Source organism: Pseudalkalibacillus sp. SCS-8 (assembly GCF_040126055.1).
In the GTDB taxonomy this organism is placed as follows: domain Bacteria; phylum Bacillota; class Bacilli; order Bacillales; family Fictibacillaceae; genus Pseudalkalibacillus; species Pseudalkalibacillus nanhaiensis.
On sequence record NZ_CP143541.1, the window covers coordinates 2804040 to 2825377 of the forward strand.

The 21338-nt window shown below is 41.7% G+C and carries 24 protein-coding genes; 9 read left to right on the plus strand and 15 right to left on the minus strand.

The features are described 5' to 3' along the window. Positions 1 to 82: 82 nt before the first annotated feature. From menB to V1497_RS14590, 4 genes are read right to left on the minus strand one after another with little or no spacing between them, the layout of a single operon-like run. Positions 83 to 904 (minus strand): 1,4-dihydroxy-2-naphthoyl-CoA synthase, encoded by an 822-nt coding sequence (menB, locus tag V1497_RS14575; protein WP_349408256.1) that lies wholly within the window; start codon positions 902 to 904, stop codon positions 83 to 85. After that, a complete protein-coding gene (menH, locus tag V1497_RS14580) occupies positions 891 to 1727 on the minus strand; it encodes a 2-succinyl-6-hydroxy-2,4-cyclohexadiene-1-carboxylate synthase (RefSeq protein ID WP_349408257.1) in 837 nt (278 codons plus the stop codon). Before menH ends, menB begins: the two co-directional genes overlap by 14 nt. Next, positions 1717 to 3474, minus strand: coding sequence for a 2-succinyl-5-enolpyruvyl-6-hydroxy-3-cyclohexene-1-carboxylic-acid synthase (gene menD / locus V1497_RS14585; protein WP_349408258.1), 1758 nt, complete (start codon positions 3472 to 3474; stop codon positions 1717 to 1719). Before menD ends, menH begins: the two co-directional genes overlap by 11 nt. Next, complete coding sequence (locus tag V1497_RS14590) at positions 3471 to 4874, minus strand: isochorismate synthase (protein ID WP_349408259.1); 1404 nt, start codon at positions 4872 to 4874, stop codon at positions 3471 to 3473. The genes menD and V1497_RS14590 overlap by 4 nt, the downstream gene beginning before the upstream one ends. A 255-nt stretch (positions 4875 to 5129) precedes the next feature. Between V1497_RS14590 and V1497_RS14595 the strand changes: the two genes are divergently transcribed. Together V1497_RS14595 and V1497_RS14600 are read left to right on the plus strand one after the other, a co-directional pair. Continuing rightward, positions 5130 to 6083 carry a 1,4-dihydroxy-2-naphthoate polyprenyltransferase gene (locus V1497_RS14595; protein ID WP_414703567.1) on the plus strand — a complete coding sequence of 318 codons (954 nt, stop codon included), beginning with the start codon at positions 5130 to 5132 and terminating at the stop codon, positions 6081 to 6083. 16 nt (positions 6084 to 6099) lie between these two features. After that, a complete protein-coding gene (locus V1497_RS14600; RefSeq protein WP_349408260.1) occupies positions 6100 to 6486 on the plus strand; it encodes a hotdog fold thioesterase in 387 nt (128 codons plus the stop codon). A gap of 36 nt (positions 6487 to 6522) precedes the next feature. Here V1497_RS14600 and V1497_RS14605 read toward each other — a convergent pair whose 3' ends face one another. The 4 genes from V1497_RS14605 to V1497_RS14620 form a co-directional block, all read right to left on the minus strand. Continuing rightward, positions 6523 to 7875, minus strand: a complete 1353-nt coding sequence (locus V1497_RS14605) for a glucoamylase family protein (RefSeq protein WP_349408261.1) — start codon at positions 7873 to 7875, stop codon at positions 6523 to 6525. A gap of 183 nt (positions 7876 to 8058) precedes the next feature. After that, complete coding sequence (locus V1497_RS14610; protein ID WP_349408262.1) at positions 8059 to 9405, minus strand: ABC transporter permease; 1347 nt, start codon at positions 9403 to 9405, stop codon at positions 8059 to 8061. Further along, positions 9402 to 10094 carry an ABC transporter ATP-binding protein gene (locus tag V1497_RS14615; RefSeq protein ID WP_349408263.1) on the minus strand — a complete coding sequence of 231 codons (693 nt, stop codon included), beginning with the start codon at positions 10092 to 10094 and terminating at the stop codon, positions 9402 to 9404. The genes V1497_RS14610 and V1497_RS14615 overlap by 4 nt, the downstream gene beginning before the upstream one ends. Before the next feature lie 136 nt (positions 10095 to 10230). Continuing rightward, positions 10231 to 11481 (minus strand): S8 family peptidase, encoded by a 1251-nt coding sequence (locus tag V1497_RS14620; protein WP_349408264.1) that lies wholly within the window; start codon positions 11479 to 11481, stop codon positions 10231 to 10233. Between the two features lie 369 nt (positions 11482 to 11850). Between V1497_RS14620 and V1497_RS14625 the strand changes: the two genes are divergently transcribed. Next, positions 11851 to 12030, plus strand: coding sequence for an H-type small acid-soluble spore protein (locus V1497_RS14625; RefSeq protein WP_349408265.1), 180 nt, complete (start codon positions 11851 to 11853; stop codon positions 12028 to 12030). Between the two features lie 58 nt (positions 12031 to 12088). Here V1497_RS14625 and V1497_RS14630 read toward each other — a convergent pair whose 3' ends face one another. From V1497_RS14630 to V1497_RS14650, 5 genes are all read right to left on the minus strand, one after another. After that, complete coding sequence (locus V1497_RS14630) at positions 12089 to 12718, minus strand: response regulator transcription factor (protein WP_349410836.1); 630 nt, start codon at positions 12716 to 12718, stop codon at positions 12089 to 12091. 1 nt (position 12719) lies between these two features. Further along, positions 12720 to 13772: a HAMP domain-containing sensor histidine kinase gene (locus tag V1497_RS14635; RefSeq protein ID WP_349408266.1), complete on the minus strand. Its 1053-nt coding sequence runs from the start codon at positions 13770 to 13772 to the stop codon at positions 12720 to 12722. A 12-nt stretch (positions 13773 to 13784) separates the two neighbouring features. Continuing rightward, positions 13785 to 14519, minus strand: a complete 735-nt coding sequence (liaF, locus tag V1497_RS14640; protein ID WP_349408267.1) for a cell wall-active antibiotics response protein LiaF — start codon at positions 14517 to 14519, stop codon at positions 13785 to 13787. 206 nt (positions 14520 to 14725) lie between these two features. Then, the gene (locus tag V1497_RS14645; RefSeq protein ID WP_349408268.1) at positions 14726 to 15175 is read right to left on the minus strand and encodes a TraR/DksA family transcriptional regulator; all 450 of its coding nucleotides are present in this window, start codon (positions 15173 to 15175) and stop codon (positions 14726 to 14728) included. Between the two features lie 71 nt (positions 15176 to 15246). Then, complete coding sequence (locus tag V1497_RS14650) at positions 15247 to 15600, minus strand: hypothetical protein (protein ID WP_349408269.1); 354 nt, start codon at positions 15598 to 15600, stop codon at positions 15247 to 15249. Positions 15601 to 15743: 143 nt separating this feature from the next. On the opposite strand from V1497_RS14650, the gene V1497_RS14655 reads away from it, so the two are divergent. Continuing rightward, on the plus strand, positions 15744 to 15929 hold the full coding sequence (locus V1497_RS14655) for a cold-shock protein (protein WP_349408270.1): 186 nt from the start codon (positions 15744 to 15746) through the stop codon (positions 15927 to 15929). Positions 15930 to 16143: 214 nt separating this feature from the next. Further along, on the plus strand, positions 16144 to 16419 hold the full coding sequence (locus V1497_RS14660; RefSeq protein ID WP_349408271.1) for an HU family DNA-binding protein: 276 nt from the start codon (positions 16144 to 16146) through the stop codon (positions 16417 to 16419). A gap of 52 nt (positions 16420 to 16471) precedes the next feature. Here V1497_RS14660 and V1497_RS14665 read toward each other — a convergent pair whose 3' ends face one another. After that, positions 16472 to 17272 carry an SDR family oxidoreductase gene (locus V1497_RS14665; protein WP_349408272.1) on the minus strand — a complete coding sequence of 267 codons (801 nt, stop codon included), beginning with the start codon at positions 17270 to 17272 and terminating at the stop codon, positions 16472 to 16474. A 120-nt stretch (positions 17273 to 17392) separates the two neighbouring features. Then, positions 17393 to 17752, minus strand: a complete 360-nt coding sequence (locus V1497_RS14670; RefSeq protein ID WP_349408273.1) for a sigma factor — start codon at positions 17750 to 17752, stop codon at positions 17393 to 17395. A gap of 730 nt (positions 17753 to 18482) precedes the next feature. Here V1497_RS14670 and fdhD point away from each other — a divergent pair. The 4 genes from fdhD (at position 18483) to V1497_RS14690 (ending at position 21311) form a co-directional block, all read left to right on the plus strand. Then, a complete protein-coding gene (gene fdhD / locus V1497_RS14675; protein ID WP_349410837.1) occupies positions 18483 to 19277 on the plus strand; it encodes a formate dehydrogenase accessory sulfurtransferase FdhD in 795 nt (264 codons plus the stop codon). Between the two features lie 26 nt (positions 19278 to 19303). Continuing rightward, positions 19304 to 20311, plus strand: a complete 1008-nt coding sequence (gene moaA / locus V1497_RS14680; RefSeq protein ID WP_349408274.1) for a GTP 3',8-cyclase MoaA — start codon at positions 19304 to 19306, stop codon at positions 20309 to 20311. A gap of 157 nt (positions 20312 to 20468) precedes the next feature. Then, positions 20469 to 20672, plus strand: a complete 204-nt coding sequence (locus V1497_RS14685) for a hypothetical protein (protein ID WP_349408275.1) — start codon at positions 20469 to 20471, stop codon at positions 20670 to 20672. A 48-nt stretch (positions 20673 to 20720) separates the two neighbouring features. Further along, entirely contained in the window at positions 20721 to 21311 is a 591-nt protein-coding gene (locus V1497_RS14690) for an STAS domain-containing protein (RefSeq protein ID WP_349408276.1), read from the plus strand. Positions 21312 to 21338 lie beyond the last annotated feature (27 nt).

Here is a 21338-nt window from a genome sequence, read left to right on the forward strand (position 1 = left end):
ACTCCACAATGTAAAGATCGTTCAGGTAAAAAAGGAGATTCATAAGTAGTAGCTACTTACAAATCTCCCCGGCATATATGAATCATGGGAAACGAGGGAATTGCTTAAAGTCCGGCTTGCGCTTTTCTTTAAACGCGTCGCGTCCTTCCTTCGCTTCATCGGTTGTGTAATAAAGCAATGTTGCGTCTCCACCCATTTGCTGCAATCCAGCAAGTCCGTCTGTATCCGCATTGAAAGAGGCTTTCAAGAAACGAAGGGCAGTCGGTGACTTCTCAAGCATTTCACTGCACCATTGAACCGTCTCTTCTTCCAGCTTTTCCAATGGAACGACTGTGTTAACAAGTCCCATTTCCTTCGCTTCTTCTGCGTTGTATTGACGGCAAAGGAACCAGATTTCACGGGCTTTCTTATGTCCGACGATACGTGCAAGGTAACCTGCACCATAACCAGCGTCAAAGCTTCCGACTTTCGGCCCTGTTTGACCAAAGATTGCGTTGTCCGCTGCAATCGTCAAGTCACAAACGACATGAAGCACGTGTCCACCGCCGATTGCATATCCAGAAACCATTGCTACGACCGGCTTCGGAATAACACGGATCAAACGTTGTAAGTCAAGGACATTCAAACGAGGAATTTGGTCGTCTCCCACATATCCACCATGTCCACGTACTTTTTGATCTCCGCCTGCACAGAATGCATCGTCTCCAGCTCCTGCTAATACGATGACACCGATATCGGAATCGTCACGTGCATAAGCGAATGCATCAATTAGTTCATGAACAGTTTTCGGACGGAATGAATTCCGTACTTCGGGACGGTTGATCGTAATCTTCGCGATCCCATTATATGTTTCATACAGAATATCATCATATTTTCTTTCAGCAATCCATTCAAATGTTGCCATTTCCTTCATCCTTTCTGTTATGTAAAATCATTTGTACCTTTTTTGAAAATTCTTCTGGCTGCTCAAGGTGTATAGCATGCCCTGCATCCTCGATGATGATCAGTTCACCATCCGGAAGCAATTGAAGCATCTCTTTTGCAATCCTGACAAATTTAGAATCCAGTGCACCAACAAGTAATGTCGTGGGAATGACCAAACTGTCCAACTGATTCCACCAGGACGGTTGGACGCCTGTCCCAATTCCACGCAGACTGTTAGCTAAACCGACTTCCGTATTCGTCAATCGTCTTTTCCGTAAACGGGTGCGCTCTTCGTTAGACATATACCTCAACTGGCTGTGAAACAATGGAATGGTCTCCCAGTAATTAACGAAAGTCTCCACTCCTTCTTGCAGAATCCACTCTGCCAATTGATCGTCTTTTTGTTTACGCTCCAGACGTTCCTGTATGGTCTGCAACCCTGGCGAGCTGCTTTCAAGAATCAATCTTTTTACCCGTTCAGGAAATGTCATTGCAAAAGATAATGCAACTCTACCACCTAGAGAATACCCTAAAACGAACGCGCTTTCAATCTTCAGCTCATCAAGAATTTTTTCCAGTGCCTCTACAGTCTCTTTTGTTGCGTACTTTTTGACATCTTCAGGAGAATCCGTTTTGCCATGTCCAGGCAAATCGATTGTTATGAGTTTGAACTCTTTTTTCCATACGTGAACGAATGAGCGCCAATCCTCTCTAGAGCCAGTAAAGCCATGAAGGAGAAGAACCGGTTCACCTTCCCCTTCAACCTCAACATGATATTGGACATTATTGACGTTAATCCGCATGGGGTGATCCCAACCTATCTCTTAAAGCTGAATCAACCTGGTCCCAATACTCACGATGGAGACGAACATTCTCATCTCGGTTCGTCTGGATTTCGAGCACATGCAGGCCTTTTCCATTGATGCTCTCCATAAAAGCGTAATCGAAATCGTTCCAGGATTTTACCAGATGATAGTGTCCATCATAGAGATTCGTCGATTGCTCAAATGAAATGTCGATGGGTGTGCCGAAAAGCTGTTCAAAATGATCAGGGTGTTCGTACTGTGGTAGAAATGAGAAGATGCCCCCGCCATTGTTATTTACGAGTACCACTGTTAGATCGAGTTCATGCATTTTTGAGGCGAGCAAACCGTTCATATCATGATAAAAGGAAAGATCACCAATCACGAGTACGGTTTTCTGGCCTGTTGCTGCTACTCCCAGTGCAGTAGAAATCACCCCATCAATTCCATTTGCCCCTCGATTAGCGGATAGTTGAATTTCTTTTTGAGTCGTACTGAAAAAGGAATCCAAATCGCGAATCGGCATGCTATTTCCGACGAAAAGAGTCGTCCCATCTGGGATCAACTGCTCTAATCGGGAAAAGATCTTCCCTTCAAAAAAGGCGTCGGAAGTTACAAAAGCATGCTTTTCATCGCCTGCAATCGCATTCGCTCTTCGCCAATGACGCGTCCACTCGGTAGGTGTATCCGTACTTTCAATGGCGTGTCCTAAAGCTTCGGCAAACTGTTGAGTATCAGCGTAGATCATCCTTCCGGAAGAATGGGCAGGATCACGCCACTCTTCACCTTCTTCAATAATCCAGTAATCGGCATCTTTATGCTTTTGTACATATTTATAAAAAGCCTTTGAAACAGGCATTGCCCCGAATCGAATGATCACATCGGGCTTCTCGTTGTTGATGACCTCACTTTTTAAAAGAGCATCATAATTGTCGATGACTAGCTCCTTTGAATGCTCACCGGTGCGTAACGGTGAGAGGGGGTCAGCAAGAATCGGAAAATCCAATGCTTCAGCCAATTCAGTAATCGCCTGGACAGCATGACGATATTGTCCTGGACCACAGACAATCAAGCCTTTTTCTACACCCTTCAGAATGTTCGCCAGCTCTCCATATTGCCTTTCAGTAAGATTCCGTGACCCAGCTTCAAAAGAGCGGTAGGCCTTCTGCTCAAGCTTTCCATATTGGAAGGCTTCGGAGGAACGATATTCAGGGACAAGAGGTTCTCTGAACGGTAAATTCAAATGCACTGGTCCCTTTTTACCGTGATTGGCAATAGCACAGGCTCTACCTGCATTCGATCTGACATACCGGAGCATCCCTTCCTCCATCTCTGGAAGAGCCATCTCATGAAACCATTTTACATACTTCCCGTACATCCCGATTTGATCAATCGACTGGGGTGCTCCCACATCCCTCAGTTCATGAGGGCGGTCCGCTGTCAAAATTATGAGCGGAATATGGGAAATCGATGCTTCAATGATAGCTGGATAATAATTGGCGGCAGCCGTTCCGGACGTACATACGAGAGCCACCGGCTTTTCTTTCGATTTGGCGATTCCAAGTGCAAAGAAAGCTGCCGACCGTTCGTCAACGCTCAGCCAAACTTTTATTTGCGGATGCTGGGCAAACATCATGGCGAGAGGTGTCGACCTTGACCCCGGACTGATGACGACGTCCTCGATATCCGCATTATTCAATTCATCTACGAAAGCTCCGACATAAGCTGTCAATGGATCTACAGTCATTCAAAGGATCCTCCTAGTGCAGAAAGCATCGGCTTCAACTTGATCTTTGTTTCCTCATATTCACTCTCGGGATCCGATTCTGCAACGATACCACAGCCGGCAAACAGTGAAGCATGATTTTCATTTATGAGACCAGATCGAATCGCAACAGCGAATTCACCTTGATCATGGTGGTCAATCCATCCGACAGGTGATGAATACCAGCCTCGGTCAAGCTTTTCGACATCCCTTATTATTTTCACAGATTCTTTCTGAGGGAAACCACCTAAAGCAGGAGTCGGGTGAAGCCGTTCTACCACATCAAGCAAGGAAACACGATTGGCTTGTTTGACAACGACCGGCGTGTAAAGGTGCTGGATATCCCGTCCTTTATATAAGGTCGGAGCATCTGGAATCTGAACAGATCCAGCTACTTCTTCCAATGCTTCCCGAATCATTTCCACAACAAAAGCATGTTCTTCCCTGTTTTTTTGATCTGCTAGAAGCTGCTCTCCCAAGTGATCATCTTCCTCCAGGAATGTACCTCTCTTGATAGATCCCGCTAAACACGTCGATAGCACTTCTCCGTTACTTTTTTGAACAAGCCGTTCTGGTGAAGCACCTAAGAAACATTTATGTCCACGCTCTATCGCAAAAATGAAGCTATTCGGCTGTTCATGAATCAACCGTTGTAGCGTAGTCGTTACCGAAATCGTTTCATCTGTTTCTGCAATCACTTCACGTGCAAGAACGACCTTTTCAATCTTCCCCTCTTTAATCATTGATGTGGTATCCGCCACAGATTCTTTCCACTGTTCAGGATCGATTTCAGTCAATGTGTATGCTCGATCTTCAGTCGCCTCAATCGAAGTCTTTTTCAATAGTACCGTTTTTTCAGTCATGCTCTCTTCGAACAATTTGGCAACATCTGCATCTGGGTGTACGAACAGATTCGTCGTCAAGTAGGCTTTGTCCCCAAAGAATGAATAGAGGTGGATTGGCAAAACAAAGCTTGCATCTGAATAATTCGTCCATAAAGGGGTCTTGTCTTTCTTTGTATCAAATGAGAAACCACCGAGCACCATCGGTCCCGTACCATAAATGTAAGGTGTATGATAATCCTCCAACTGATGGGTTACGATCGATTGCCACTTCTCTTGTATGCCAGAAAAACGGTCATCGCCATCTATATCAAACCTTCGAGCTTCTCCCATTCCAACAAGCGTCAACTCATTCGATGCGTCTGACCAGAATGATCGTTGTCCTTCATATATACGTTGGCTGTTTGAAAATACAATGAGCGGATCAACTGTATCGACTTGCACTCTGTGACTGACAAGTATCTCTTTTTGAAGTTTTTGTGCTTTTTGCTTTGCACTTTCTAATCGCTCAAGTAATTCATGTTGTGTTACAGCTGCCAAAGCAATCCCCTCCAACATCCTCTGACGTCTAATCTCTATCTATATAAACTCTTTTTATTTCAATTAATTGATAACGGAAATAACCTCATTATCGATACTATTATAAAGGAAAAAAGCTTGTTTTTCCATTGTACACCATTCACATGTATTCCCATCTATTGAAGTTGACACCAATACACCCATTGCATACACTTAGATTGGACTAAAATAAGTAGGAATGATGAGTGAATCAGCATTCTGACGTAAAGGTGAACAATGATGGAACAACACTTCTCAGACAACACGAAATCAGTGAATATCAACGGAAATCGGGAGTCCAAGCTCAAAATATGGTACAGACAGCTTCGGCCGCATACTTTGACAGCTTCCTTCATACCGGTATTCATTGGTACCGCACTTGCACTATTTTATACACCACTTGATTGGTTATTATTGCTCGCTATGTTACTTGCATCAATCCTGATACAGGCAGCAACAAACTTATTCAATGAGTATTATGACTTCAAAAGAGGTCTTGATACCTCTGAATCCGTGGGGATCGGTGGAGGTATCGTCCGAGATGGGATTTCTCCCAAAACGGTATTGCGCGTCGGCTTGATTTTCTTTATGCTTGCCATTCTCCTTGGTGCCTATATTAGCGCCATGACGACCTGGTGGATTGCAGTCATCGGTTCTCTTTGCATGGCTGCCGGATACTTTTACACTGGCGGTCCGTATCCGATTGCCTATACACCTCTGGGAGAGGTTGTTGCAGGTTTCTTCATGGGGTTTGTCATCATCTTGATATCTTTTTACATTCAAACCGACTTCATTACCGTAAATAGTATGCTCATCTCCATCCCGATTTCAATTCTCATCGGTGCGATCTTGATGGCGAATAACATCCGTGATCTAGAAGGGGATAAGGAAAAAGGCAGAAAAACGTTAGCCATCCTATTAGGACATAAGAATGCAGTACGTTTCTTAGGTGGCATGTTCGCCTTTTCCATCGCATGGATTCTAACGATGATCGTCGTGGGTAAAGCCTCCTTTTGGCTTCTCCTCGTTCTATTAAGTGTCCCTAAGGCAGTGGAAGCCGTTAAACGTTTCCAAGGGGAACGTAAACCGACTTCAATGATGCCTGCTATGAAAGCGACAGCAGAGATGCACACTGTATTCGGCTTTGCGTTGACGGTTGGACTGCTGATCAGTTATTTGATCCAATTTTAATGAAGGAGCTGTACGTATGGACTTTTCCAATACACTCATCGACTCGTTAGGTATGGAAATTATTGAAGCAGGTGCTGAAAAAGTCATCATGACGATGCCGGTTGATGAAAGAACGAAACAACCATTCGGCTTTTTACATGGTGGTGCATCTGTCGCACTGGCAGAATCAGCGGCCAGCATCGGTAGCGCACTTAATGTGGACTTGAAGAAGCAAACGGTGTTTGGTATTGAAATCAACGCCAACCATTTGAAAAGCAAACGAGATGGAATTGTGACAGCCACTGCCCAGCCCGTTCATAAAGGAAGAACCACGATGGTTTGGGAAATCAAAATAACCGATGAAGAGGATGCGATGATTTGTATCTCTCGCTGTACAACAGGCATTATCGATAAAAAAGCCTAACTAAGAAAAAGAGGGTGACAAAGTCACCCTCTTTTTTCAATTGATTGAAAACACTTCTTTACTTAACAGTTCTTCAGGCTTCTTTCCAATTTCATCTTGATGGAAGTAATCACGGATTACCCCGTCCCTTAAATAATTTGTAATGGAAACCATGATCATTCCCTGGTCTAAAGCTAAATAAGCTTGCGTTACTTCCCCCGTCTCAACATGAATGGAATCAAAAAAACCATATTCACCATACGCATTCATTTCCTTCAAGAGTTCAAGATTGTCCATTACCTCTTCAGGAGCGTATTCCAGTGCCAAAAAGGAAGCATGTGGGGTAACAACATCGTTTCTTTCATACCCCTTCATACCGAGTGGAGTCGCAGCAAATTCGGAATATCCATCAGGTGTTGCTGCAGGAGACATTCCCCACACCTTATAACCCTGTTCTTCTGCAAACGTAATTTGCAGATCCACGTGACGCTGGTTATTTAAGCCGAGTGCATCCTTCCCTAGTTCCTTCTCTTTCAAAACAAGTGATGGCATTAATGCTTCAAACATGCTCCCACCCCAGCTAGGCACATACTTTTTCCCTTCGTATGTATAGTGGCCTTCAAAAACTTCTACACCATCATAGGTCTTTGTATGACCTTCGGGTGTCTGAGTTTGCCAATCATATTCTGGTGGCAATACACGGTCCATTTCCCACCAGTGGGTATTTGGTGCCTCACCTTTTCCGATCGCAATATAACTCGCTACTCGAGGCTCTGTGTAAAAGGCGCCATAATGGTGGGCTGTTGTTTCTCCAGCTTGAACATCGTATCCTCCCCACATTTGTCCGACCTCGGGATCGTATAGATGCGAATAATCCATTGATTTTACAAGTTCGTTGGTCCGTTTATGAAGGTCCGGATAGGCTTGACCGACTGTCATCAATCCTGCTGACAACCACCCGTTATCAACCGTAGAGATGAATTGCCCCCAATCCGTTTTCAATGACCCATCTTCCGTGTAATACCAATTGTAAAACAGGCCGTTCCATTTCTTTAATGAATCAAGCGTATCCAGTGTCTTTGTAATTGCTTCAATCGCTTCTTGTTCTGAAATCATGTCCAATTCGTCGGCTGAGATCGTACTCATCAAATACATCCCAATATTAGTCGGAGATGTATAGGTTTTAGGGTCTATTCCCTCTTGGGTACGGACCGCATCAAAAGGGAGCCCCGTTTTTTCATCTGTAAAATCCTCGAAATAGCGATACGTCTTTTTGGCGATTTCTCTTAGTTCATGAGCTTCTGGCGGTTCTTGTTTATCATTTGATATACTCTCTTTATTACCTTTAAATACGTAAAACCACGTAAAAAGAACAACAACAATCAGCACAATGGAAAAAAGTTTTTTCATATTCCTCTCCTTTACACGTAAGTAGGTGAAACGTTTCGAATGATATCGTTATGGTAATTTTCTAACAATTGGAATACAAAGTAAAGTACTTTCTAGTGAAATCATGTTTGTGGTGAAACGATTCAATAATCACTATAAAAAAGGATGATCCATCTAGGATCATCCTCTAGTTCTTTGATTTTTTTATACTTCTCTTCTCATTGCCTTCAAAACGTCCACTTTGGTCGCACGACGCGCAGGACGCAGCCCTGAAATGATGGTAACAATCATACAGATTGTAATACATATGATTGTCAAAGCTAATGGGATGCTCGAAAACATGAACCCATCTGGAGGTTGCTCTCCAAATGCACTCCCTAAGATCATCGGCAGGAAGAGGTTTACAAGATAACTGATTCCATACGCGACGGCCGTTCCAAAAAGGGCGCCCAACAAGCCGATATAACTACTTTCAATAAGGAAAATACGTTTTATCGTACTTGGGTTTGCCCCGATCGCCTTCATGATTCCAATATCCGGTGCTCTTTCGGTCACTGCCATCGTCATTGTATTATAAATTCCGATCGATGCGATGATTATGGCAATCGTCCCTATGAAGATCAATCCACTTTTAGCGATCAAGAAAATCAAGTTTATTTGTTCCATTTCATTGACGACGGAGTAAGTATAATACTTTTTATCTTTTAAAGTATCTGAAATACCCTTTACGTCTTCAGCATGCTTTGCGAAGATATTTACTTCATCATACGTCTTTTTAGTTGAATTTTGTCCATCATTGTTTTCTCCTTCAGGTGTATCTGGTGCAACCGTCATACCATTCTGCGTGCCAGTAAAGGCTTCAATTTTACTCATAACACCTTCAGAAATATATACGTTCCGTTCAACCATCCAATCTCGGCTCGGTTTTTTCCCAATACCAACGATTTTAAGTGTAAATTGTTTTGATTCTTCTTTTTCCCCGTCCATCTTTTTAACTTCCATTTGAAGGGTTTTATTTAATATTGCTCCCTCGTATTCATATCCCTCCTTTACGGTACCTTCCTCCCCATAAGGCGGATCCCCTTCGCCGTCCCACTCAGCTAAAGTTCTTCCAAAATCATAACCGACGACGATTTCATCCTCAGCTTCAGGTAGGCGTCCTTCTGAAAGTTCAAAGCCTGCTTTGACTTCTGAAGGATAATTAACGACCAATGTACCTGCATGACTTCGATAATCGTCAAGAAAATATGTAGCGCCTTGGCGTAAATAATTCCTTCGAGTGACAGCATCTACATTTTCAAGAGACTCGAAGTATTCGATATCATCGTCTGTAATTCTTCCGCCCTCTTCTTTTCCATGTACATTGATTTCCGTCATCAAACGCCCTTGCGTCACATCGTCTACAACAGACTCCTGTATTCCGAAGGCTACCGAAGCCAACACAATCAAGAATGCACAGCCCATAGCAGTTGCTAGTATGGTCATGAAAATCCTGCTCTTGTTCTTCTTCATATTTGCACGGACGAACTTGAATTGATCTCTGAACTTCATGATGCATAAGCCTCCTCTTTCAATGTTCCATCCGCAATTTCAATGGTACGATTCCCAATCCGAGCTACTGTTTCATCGTGTGTAATGATCAGGAATGTAATCCCCAGCTCTTTGTTCAGTTGTTTGATGAAGGATAACAGGTCTCCCTCTGTATCACTGTCAAGGCTCCCTGTCGGTTCGTCTGCAAGAATGAGGGGAGGATTCAGGATCAGTGCTCTTGCAATGCTGACACGCTGCTGTTGACCACCTGAGAGTTCACTCGGATAATGTTCCATGAATTTTTCAAGTCCGACTTTCTTGAACATTTTTTCGGTTTGGCTTCTTCTTTCCTTCTCATTGACACCTTTTAATGTGAGTGCCAGCTCTACATTTTCAAAAGCTGTCATACTCGGAATCAACTGAAAGCTTTGGAAGATGAACCCGAGGTTATTCAACCTGAAATCTGCCCATTTACTTTCGTTGAAATCGGTCACTTTCTCCCCGTTTATGAATATTTCGCCTTCAGATGGCTCCATATATCCACTGATTAAATTCAGTAGTGTTGATTTTCCTGACCCACTCCTACCTACGATCGATACGATTTCGCCTTTATCCACTTTGAAATTTATATTGTTCAACACAGGAACAATCGTTTCACGTCCCTTTTTTCCGATTTTGAATTGATGACTTAGATTTTTGACTTCAATCACTTTGAACCCTCCTCATTGTTTCCTACACCACTTAAGACGAACGATTTTGAGGAAAGTTCATGTATTTATTTAAAAATTTTTCTTTCCTAATCAAAAACCCCCTCAATCTATAATTGAGGGGGTGTACGTTATTTGCTTATTTTACAGTTGGGAAACCAAAGCCTGAAGCATAGTCATCTCCAGCAGCTGCTCCGGATCCTCCAAGAATGTCATTCGCTTTTGCACGATTTTGCAGTTCTGTACGAAGAGCTGCATTTGACATTGTAGGATTTGCCGCCCAAATTTTAGCCGCTAAACCTGACACATGCGGTGTTGCCATAGAAGTTCCGCTGATTGTATTGTATCCGCCATCCTTCCATGTGGACTCGATCGCCCGACCTGGTGCAGACACTTCAACGTCTCTCTCTTGGATGGTGAAGTCGCCATCTGTGCTTGGATTTCCTCTAGAAGAGAAGTCCGCCACACGATACGTACCATTTTCTTGGACATTTTCAAGTGCAGCAACAGCTACTGCATCAACTAATGCACCAGGGTAGCCAATCGTATCAGCACTAGGTCCATCATTTCCGGCAGCCGCAATAACTAACGCGCCATTGTTCATCGCATATGTGACAGCATCAGAAATCAACGTGTTTTTCGAGCTTGATCCTAGTGACATGGAAATGACAACATTCACTCCTAGAGCATTCCCTTGATCTGCCGCATGTTCGATAGCTGCAGCAATATCATCTGAGTAACCGAATCCGCTGTTACCCAGTACTTTGTATGCCCAAAGCTTCGCTTCAGGTGCAACACCGTATACGCCCTGTCCATCAGCGCCACCATCTGCAAGGACTGTACCTGCAACATGTGTCCCATGTCCATTCTTATCCGTACATTGACCGTCTAAGATCGGTGCACGATTTTGACTGAAATCTTTACATTGTTCTACATTGGATACCAAGTCGACATGCTCGATGTAAGTACCTGTATCCAATACAGCAACACGTACACCATTACCACCGCTTGTTGCTGTCAAGTTCGCGTCATTATACATCGCTTCCATCCCCCAAGGTGTTTGATCGGATGGAGTAGCTGTTCGAGTCGCCGTTTGAGAAACTTTATTTATCGAAACCTTTTCAACCAAGGATACATTCAAATTTTTATTCTTCTTCAATGCCTCATATTGTATTGCAGTTACATTTGTTGTAAATCCTTTTTCGTTGAAGTCCCAACGCTTTCCGTAGTTTGCTTTCGCATTTTTCAATACTTGATTGTTTGAAGAAGAAATCAAAACACGTAGCTTTTCATTTGCTTGTTCTTGTACGTTCCCTGCTGCAAATACACCCGATGCGAAAATTGAAACCATCATGATTGCTGTTAACGCAATAGACAAAAGTCGTTTCATCTTTTCTACTCTCCCCTGAATTTGAATTCATCAATCTAACTATTGATGTTTATGAAGGATTCTTGATGTATGTAAGGTCGTGCAGCTCGCCTATAACTTTACACTTAAAGTTTTAAGTTAAAATCATAGACTACGGATTATGTCACCTCCTATCAGGTTATGTTTTCTGAATATTGCATCTTTTATCATATCATAGGGCTTTATCGCTTTGTATTGGGAAAACGAGACCAAAATACATCTATTTAATGGCTCCTTTTTGGGTCCATTTTCCCAACATAGAAATGTTTTGCAACAATAATAACACTCCATGTATAAAACAAACGTAAGTATGAAAACTATGGAAAGCGAAGAATGGAAGGAGAATCACAAATGAATGCAGGCAGAGCGAAGCAGATATACGAATCGCCAAATGAAATTACAGTCCATTATAGAGGGAATCCCATTTGGATCCAGCAAGTTGATGAAGCAGGAAATTCTGCTAGAATCTATCCTCTCAATGAACCTGAGAACGAAATAACTGTAAATGTAACGTTATTGGAAGAAATGTAATCACCACAAAGAAAGACCCAAAAATACCTGATAAGGTACCTTTTGGGTCTTCTTGATTTTACAACGTCAACTTATTTCGATTTGCATAAATGGCAGCCTGGGTGCGATCTGCGACTTCAAGCTTGCTCAATATATTACTAACATGGGTTTTCACCGTTTTAATGCCAATGAATAAGGCTTCTCCTATTTCCTGATTCGTCTTCCCCTCCCCAATCAATGCCAGAACCTCTCGCTCACGTTTTGTCAGCTCATGATGAGGTAACGTCTCTTTATCTCTAAAGCGGTTCATCATTTTTTGCGCAACTTTTGATTCGATGACTGATTCACCTTTATAAGCTTTCTTGATTGTACTAGAAATTTCTTCAGCTGAAGCTGTTTTCAATACATAACTGAAAGCTCCCGCCTCTATCGCTGGAAAGACTTGCTCATCATCATAAAAGCTAGTCAAAATGATGATCTTACATTGAGGATGTGATTTCATGACTTCTTTCGTGGTTTCAATTCCATTACCGTTTTCCATTATCAAATCCATAAGAATAACATCTGGTTGCAATTGAGCTAACTGCGTCACAGCCTCATTCCCACTTGATGCCTCGCCAATGATTTCAAATATCGGGTCCGTCATCAAATAGGAGCTAAGCCCTCTCCGGACCATTTCATGATCATCCACCAAAAAAACTTTAATCACATCACTCATCCATTACATCCCCTTTACCGATCGGTACACGTATATCCAAGGCTGTCCCTTTGCCTTGAGCAGAAGTTATGGAAAGTGTACCTCCGATTTCATTACATCTTTCCTGCATCGTTTTCAAACCATATGATGTTTTCTTCGGTTCATTGGAAACAAAGCCTACTCCATTATCACGCAGATGAACTCTGATATGCTGTCCCGTGTGGTCTAATCGAATCGTCAACCTACTTGCTTGTGAATGGCGTAACGCATTGGCTAATCCTTCCTGAATCATTCTGAACAAATGATCCTCAATACCCTTTGGAAGCTCTGGAATCGATTGGATGTCAGACTCGATTTCGATTCCGGATTTGAGTTTCAGCTCCTCTACAAGTCCTTTGATCCCGGTGTACAAGTTCTCACCAGACAGTTGGACGGGACGTAAGTGAAGGAGGAGTGCACGCATCTCCCCTTGTGCCTTGTTCGCCATATCAACCACCTGCTCTAACTGTTGTTTGGCACGTTCTGGATGGGTATTGAATAATTTCATCGCAGCTGATGACATCATATTCAATGCAAAGAGTTGTTGACTTACCGCATCATGAAGGTCTCTTGCTAGACGTTGTCTTTCTTCAATCGTAGCTGCAGTATGGGCTTTCTCAACCAGTTCGGCCTTATCATTCACAAGCTTCTGGAGAGATCGCACTTGTTCTTCCACCTTTTTAGTCAGTTCATTCAATTCGTGACAGATGGTACCTACTTCATCGCTTCCGTTATCCTGAATGCGATAGTCATAGTTTCCTCTCGATAGCTTTGTAATTGCCACGTAAATTCCATTTAATCGATCAATTAATTGCTGGCCTTTGAGAAAGCTGAAATAGAGACCGATGAGAAGCGAAAGGACGAATACAGCTATGGATATCACCAGGCTTACAACGATACGGTCAACTGATGGATTAAAATAAAAGAGGATCTGAAAAAGGAAGAAGATGAAGATGGTCGTATAAAATGAGTTCAACAGATGTGTTCGATATAGGATTGTACGAACACTATTGTGCTTCTTAATCATGTCTATTCTCCCCTAAACCCGATCGATTCTTAAATCGAGAACCTGAAAATCGATATTGAAAGTCAGCTTACGAGTTGCCTCATCATATCCATCCGTCTTATAATTCGCATTCTTCATAATGCCATCTCTACTGTAATGTCCTATTTTGACGTCCCCTACCTTTGATGAAGCGATAAGGGAAAATTCCACATCCTCAGGAATCAGAATTTTTATGTCCCCTACCCAGCCTGCCAATTTGATTTTCGTATCCCGGTCTGGTATGAAGGCTTTCGTGTAATCGAAGTCGTAATCCGCGACCCCATTCCACTCGTCTAAATCTTCAACCTGCCAATTGTTTTCTTTCATAGAAACGTCTGTTACAAATCCATTTTTAGAAGATTTGGCCGTCACCTTGATGATCGGCCGTTTCCCCATTAAAATCCTCAGGCCGATATAGACGAACAACAAAGGCCAATAATTTACGATTTCACGAAATGAAAATTCCCAATAACCTAATCGATCAGCCGCTAACATGACACCAATTAACGTCAAAAAGGTGCCAAAAAACCAATTCCCATGCTTCCCCTTCGTTGCTAGCAGATCGAACAATAACTTTAGACCTATTATAGTCAGGACAAAAGGGTACAAAAAATGAATCGCTTCGTCTATTTCCATGGAAATAAGACCTAAATTGACAAGAAGCAGCACCACTCCACCTAAAATAAATAAGAGTGCTATAAAGAATTGACAGCCAGAATATACCTTCATTCGAATACACCTCTAGTTTTAAGCCTTTATTTATAAGGCTGTTTTTTACAATTTGACACTTGGGACGCATTCCCTTCTTTTTCTCTTGCATACTTCTATTTTATGAAGTGTACGGATAACGAAAAACTGGCTCAGGCATGTTTTAATCTCCGCCTTGAGACGGAGATTGCTTTAACAGAACATAAAAAAAAGATAACCATGAATGGTTATCTTCCAGCAGCATCTTGTTCTTCCTGGATCTGCTCAATCGTGTCGGATGGATCTTCTCTTTTCGCTTCTACTCGTTCATCAGGTAACACTTTCTTCTTATCATACTTTCTTTGCGCATCTATCGTTCGCTTTGCATAGGGTACGGCTTTCAGACGCTCATATGAAATCTCTTCTCCTGTATCTACACATTTCCCATAGGTTCCATTCTCGATACGTTGTAAGGCTTGATTGATTTCATCGAGCAATTCTTCATCACTTTCTTTGAGAGTAAGCTCTTTTTCATGTTCATATTCTGCTGTTGCTGCATCGCCCATATGATTTTCCAAGCTACGAGATTCGTCTTCATCTACGCTCTCATCCCGGTGCTTATCGCGTTTAAGAACATCTTTTTTCATTTCTTCAAGCTTAGACTTAAACTCTTCCAATTGTTTATCCGTTAGTGGCATTCTATCTCTCCTCCTTATTCACGTGTTTTCCCAGCGATGTGATGAGATAAACACTTCTCCGCACTTCTCCGTCAGAAGAGAACAAGCCAAACAAAGGGAGATACTAGTGAAAGACCAAGCCAAAACCAGAACCATATCTTCAACCACTTGTTTCGACTCGCGTTGACATAAAGAAAAATGCCAGGAAAAGCAATCCATGCGACATATAAAAACAATCCAAGAATAAATTGAATGATTGATGTAAAATTAAAGTGATCGAATGAAGCTAAAAATAAATAGCCGGGCACCGCCATTATAAAAGGGGTGAAAATACTCCAAATAATTGCACGACGGTTATACATTTCATAATATCTTCGGTTCCTGTTCACCATATTCTGAATCCAATCCATCATGTTTTGAACAGGTAATTGTACTTTTCTAGCCATTTCCATTGAAAGAATCCTTCCTTTCTTTATAAAGGTTGGAACGCTGTTTTTTAGAAATTTTTGGCACATTGGAAACGTGTTATCTATATTTCAATACGAAATGGGGTATAATAAGATTATTAAGATAAAGAGGGTGGAAGCATATGGCATTTTTCTCGAAGAATCAGCAGGAACCAATTCCTGAAGTAGAGACGAAAGTCTGGAGTTGTACAAACCAGGATTGTTCTGGTTGGATGAGAGACGGTTTATCGTTCGAAAGCGAACCAGTTTGTCCACTCTGCCAATCATCGATGGAATCGGAAGTAAGGATCTTACCTCAGTTATCATAACCATTTGAGAATCAAGACATAGTAGAGTGTCGTCGCCTTAACCATTATTGTGGTGTTAAGTCGGCTGACACTCTTTTTGTCTGTCAGATACTTTTTATACAGCTTAATCATTAAATTTCTGAAAAATGACTAATAAATGTATATTTTCAAGTAATCCGGTAAGAATGGTAGATACATAATGTTCCAACGAACAAAATTCCAAGGAGGAATACTCATGAACAAACGTGATTTAATCCAACATGTTGCTGAACAAACTGGTCTTTCCAAGAAACATTCCACGACAGCTGTCAATGCGGTTATCGATGCGATTACACAAAAACTAACAGATGGTGAGAATGTCCAATTGATCGGGTTTGGTAGTTTTGAAGTACGCCACCGCCAGGCTCGAAAAGGACGAAATCCACAGACAGGTGAAGTCATTCAAATCGAAGCGACTCGTACACCAGCTTTCAAACCTGGTAAACAGCTTAAAGAAGCTGTACGTGCCTAGCTGATTGGATTGGCAAAAGGGCTGACCATATGGTCAGTCCTTTTTACCGTACTCACCGTAATACGGTTCCCCCCGATATTTTTACTGATTCACCAATAATATTCGGAGCTGCATCTGTCATCAAATAGACGATTGTATTCGCTACCTCTTCAGGTTCAATCAGCTTACCTGAAGGATACTCACTGGTTATGAGGGCTAGCTGATCCTCAAAACTCCTGTTGTTCCGTTTTGCACGCTTTTCGATTGCCCTTATCCCCATTTGTGTATTGACGTACCCGGGACAAACCGCATTTACTCGAACCCCATGATGAATCGCTTCCAAAGCAAACGAGTGCGTAAAACCAATCAGAGCGAATTTCGAACCTGCATAAGCGGTATTGCCATACGTTCCCCTCAGTCCAGATAGTGACGACACATTAACGATGACACCCTTTTGATGCTTTTTCATATGTTGATAGACAAGCTTGGTCAGCATCACAGCCGAGGTATAATTCAATTCCATGATGTACTCTAATTCGTCTTTCGTGGTATCTTCTACAATCGTGCCACCGGAGATTCCAGCACAATTGACTAAACCGTAAATTGGGCCGAGCTCTTCTTCTGCTATATGAACAAGGTGTTTCAATGCTTCTTCATCGGTTAAGTCAGCTGTATGTACGTATATATTATCTGGAGGGGTGAATTCACTTAGTTCTTGTTTAAGTAAATCCAACTTTTTGGTATCTCGTGCTGTAATGGTAACTGTACCACCCATCTTCACGACAGCCCTTGCAGTTTCGCTTCCAATTCCGCCGCTTGCACCCGTAATGATAATATGTCGATTTTCAAGTGCATCAATTGAAAAAACGCTCATCGTCCATACTCCTTTACCTCGTTCTGACTCACACTTGTGTCATACTGGAAAATGGGACCAACTCATTCGTACTTTCCGTTCTCGACTTGTACAACCTTTGCAGTAATCCTGCAAATTTTGTTAAGTAGAGAAAAGGTCCGCATTTCTCTGAGTCAATCCCTTTTCCTGAAAACAAACGCTGGTATTTACTAAACAGTAACACTTTACCCTAAGCAACATTGTTGTAAACCGATAAACCTCATTTATTGCGAAAAAAATATCCATTAGAGCACTAATGGATATCAACCCAATTCCATAATCTTGTTTCTCCCTAGGTTTAATTTTTTCATCCGTCAGCTGCTCAATTTCTAAATAGGCACGATAAAAGGTTTCCTGCATGATATCTTCTGCTATTCCATCATCCCTTGATAGTGAGAACAGATAGCGAAAAACATCATGAGCATATTCTTCATAAAGTCGATCCAATGAATCTTTCCGCATCTGTCTCCCCTTTCTAATCTAAACACTTTTCAAAATGGAAAACGTTACATACAAATTGAATTTTTTTCAGTTGAATGTGAGCGTAGAAACAAAAAAAGGTGCAAGCCGATTCGGCTTGCACATAAGTAAGGTATGGGCGGTGTCAGAGTTTTAAGGGGATTGTCTACTTCAGTATAGCATGGGTGGACGTGGTTGTTTATTGGGAAAGTCACGGCATTTCTAGACGAAAAAACTCTCACTGTCATAATGAATTTTCCCAACTGTTCCGTTTTTGTTCCACCCCCAAAAACCCGATTTGCAAATATGGTTATTTACACCTTAAGGAGTATAGGAATGATTATGAATAAAAAATAATGCGCAAGCCGGGGGAGGCTTGCGCACAAAAAAAGGGTTGGGTGGTGTCAATATCCATTATTAAGGGGGTTGTCCACTTAAGTATAGCACGCCATCATGGTGTTGTTTATTGGGAAAACCTTTGAATTGTTGAAGGACTATATGCATTGAATCATGTGTGATTTTCCCAACTTTCATTACATGAACTAGAACATACTTCCAGACCCCACACGATTGGTTGTACTATAAAACCTCGTTGTTCACCGCTCTTGGCTTCAGATTCTTCTTTTTCACTGCAGTCCTCCATCCCATTCCGCTAATCATATCATCCACACTAGTGTAAATACGTTATACTGTAGAAAGAATAATAGATTCAACAGGAGACGAGGAATGCATGATGGATGAACAGATCACTTCTACTCGAAAAATTATTGCCTTTGAGAAAGGTGAAAGAATAGAAAAAGAGGATGTCATCGTGACCGAGTTTCCCCTGACCATTGTACTGAACGGTCATGAATTTGCTACAATGGTATGTACACCAACATATTTAAACGAGATGGTCATCGGTTTCCTGGCTTCTGAAGGGGTTATCCGTTTTTATGATCGTGATATCACTTCCATTACGATTGATGAGAACAAGGGATTTGCTTATGTTGAAACATCTTCTCAAATAACCCCTTCGATCAGTAACCAGACTAAACGGTTTATCGGTTCTTGCTGTGGGAAGAGCAGACAATCGTTTTATTTTCAAAACGATGTCAAAACAGCAAAGACCTCGATGAGTAAACAGACGATTACCTATCAACAATGCATACAGCTTATGAAGGAACTGCAGTCATCCAGTAGAACCTTTCAAGCTACTGGAGGCGTACACAATGCTGCGATCTGTACACCAGATACGATTATTCAAGCAAGAACAGACATCGGGAGGCATAACGCGCTTGATAAACTATATGGTCATTGCTTGAAGCATCGGATAAATGTCCAAGATAAAATTCTCGTATTCAGTGGACGCATTTCTTCAGAAATATTATTGAAAGCAGCCAAAATAGGTGTTGGCATCCTCCTATCCAAATCAGCTCCTACTGAGCTTGCCCTTCAAGCAGCCGAGGAATTGAACATAACGACAGTCGGTTTCATCAGAGGAGACCGCCTGAACGTCTATACACATCCAGATCGTATCATTCTTTAAGCAATCTTATTAAGGAGGTGAACCCCATGAATGTCTATGATGTTCATCAACGCCCTCTTCGTGATCTAAGAATATCTGTGACGGACCGTTGCAATTTCCGTTGTCACTATTGTATGCCTGCGGAGATATTCGGGCCAGATTACGAGTTTTTAAAGAAAAACATGCTCTTAAGCTTTGAAGAGATCACGAGATTGGCTCGCCTTTTTCGTCAAACGTCAGGGATTAAGAAACTGAGAATTACTGGTGGCGAACCTCTTATGCGAAGAGACCTGCCTACCTTGATTCAAATGCTTTCTACTATTGATGGCATTGATGACATTGCCATGACGACAAATGGTTCGCTCTTGCCTAAATTTGCAGAAGAATTAAAGGAAGCTGGATTGAACCGTGTCACCATCAGTCTAGATACACTGGATAATGATCGTTTCAAGAAAATAAACGGAAGAAATGTTTCAGTAGAGACCGTTCTTAAAGGTGTACAAGCTGCAAGTGATGCAGGCTTATCCATTAAAATGAACATGGTCGTCCAAAGGGGTGTAAATGAAGAGGATATCATTCCGATGGCGAAATATTTCAGAGAACAAGGTCACATTCTCCGATTCATCGAATATATGGATGTCGGAAATTCGAATGGTTGGAAAATGGATGATGTGTTTTCAAAGAAAGAAATTATTGATCATATCCATCAGGTTATGCCGATTGAGCCCATAGAGCCGAATTATCCAGGTGAGGTCGCGACCAGGTATCGTTACATTGGCTCGAATGAGGAAATCGGAATCATCTCTTCCGTTACAGATGCCTTTTGTTCAACGTGTAATCGAGCGCGATTATCTGCTGAAGGAAAGTTATTTACGTGCTTATTCTCAGCTAAAGGACATGACTTGCGGGGACCATTACGGAACGACTTAACGGATAAGGAAATGATTGAATATATCGAGCGGATATGGACGAATCGTAGAGATCGGTATTCTGAGGAAAGAACAAACCATACGAAGAAGTCTTCAAAAGTTGAAATGTCTCATATAGGCGGATAAAAAAATGGGATGACTAAGAAATGTCACCCCATTTTTTATATTTTAATAGAAAATCATGTTCAGAAGGGATAAAATACGTTACCATTGTACTATAATCAATCGGAATATTTCGATTTAATTACATGTAATCATGTAAAATTAAAGGAATGTGATAGCAATGAACCTTACAGAAACGCGCACGTATCGGACAATTGAAGAGGCTTCAAAGGATGTATTAGAAGTCATCAGTAAGTTTGTTGATGTTAACACATTTTTTGTTGCGAAGAATGATAAGAAAGATGTGGATATCATTCAAACGTTCAACCGAGATGAGGTCATTTTGGAATCCGGGTTTGAAACCCTGTATAAGGATTCCTACTGACAATTCATTGTCAGAGCAGGTCGTGAACCTCTCATCATAGAAGATCTATTGTCGCATGAGTTTACAAAGGACATGGAAGTTACGAAAGCATTAGGTGGCGGGTCGTTGATTGGTATACCAATCTACTACAGTGATGGTGAAAATTACGGTACTCTATGCGGGATGGATCTTAGACCGCATAAATTCACTGAAGAACATATTGAACTTTTTAAAGCCATGGCTAGTTTACTAGGGAATGTGCTTGATTTAGATAAAGCAAACTCGAAGGTTCAAACGTTATCTGTTCCATTGGTACCAATCTCACAAGAAATTGCCATACTTCCGATCATTGGGGATGTTGATGAAGAACGTACGGACAGAATTATGGAAATTACCTTAGCTGAAAGCACGGATAGGCAGTTAGAGTACCTTATTCTCGATTTGTCCGGCCTTGTGAATATTGATTCGAACAGTACAATCAATCTTATGAAGATTGGAAAAACATTGAAACTATTAGGTGTACAAGCCATCATCACCGGTATCCGTCCGGAACTTGCCATAAAAACCATTCAAGGAAATAGTGATTTTGAGCAACTCATCGTTAAAGCAAATCTTGAACAAGCATTAAATTATATCGGATACAGTCTTGTAAAAGATTAAAAATGAAAAGGGTGCCCATTTGGCACC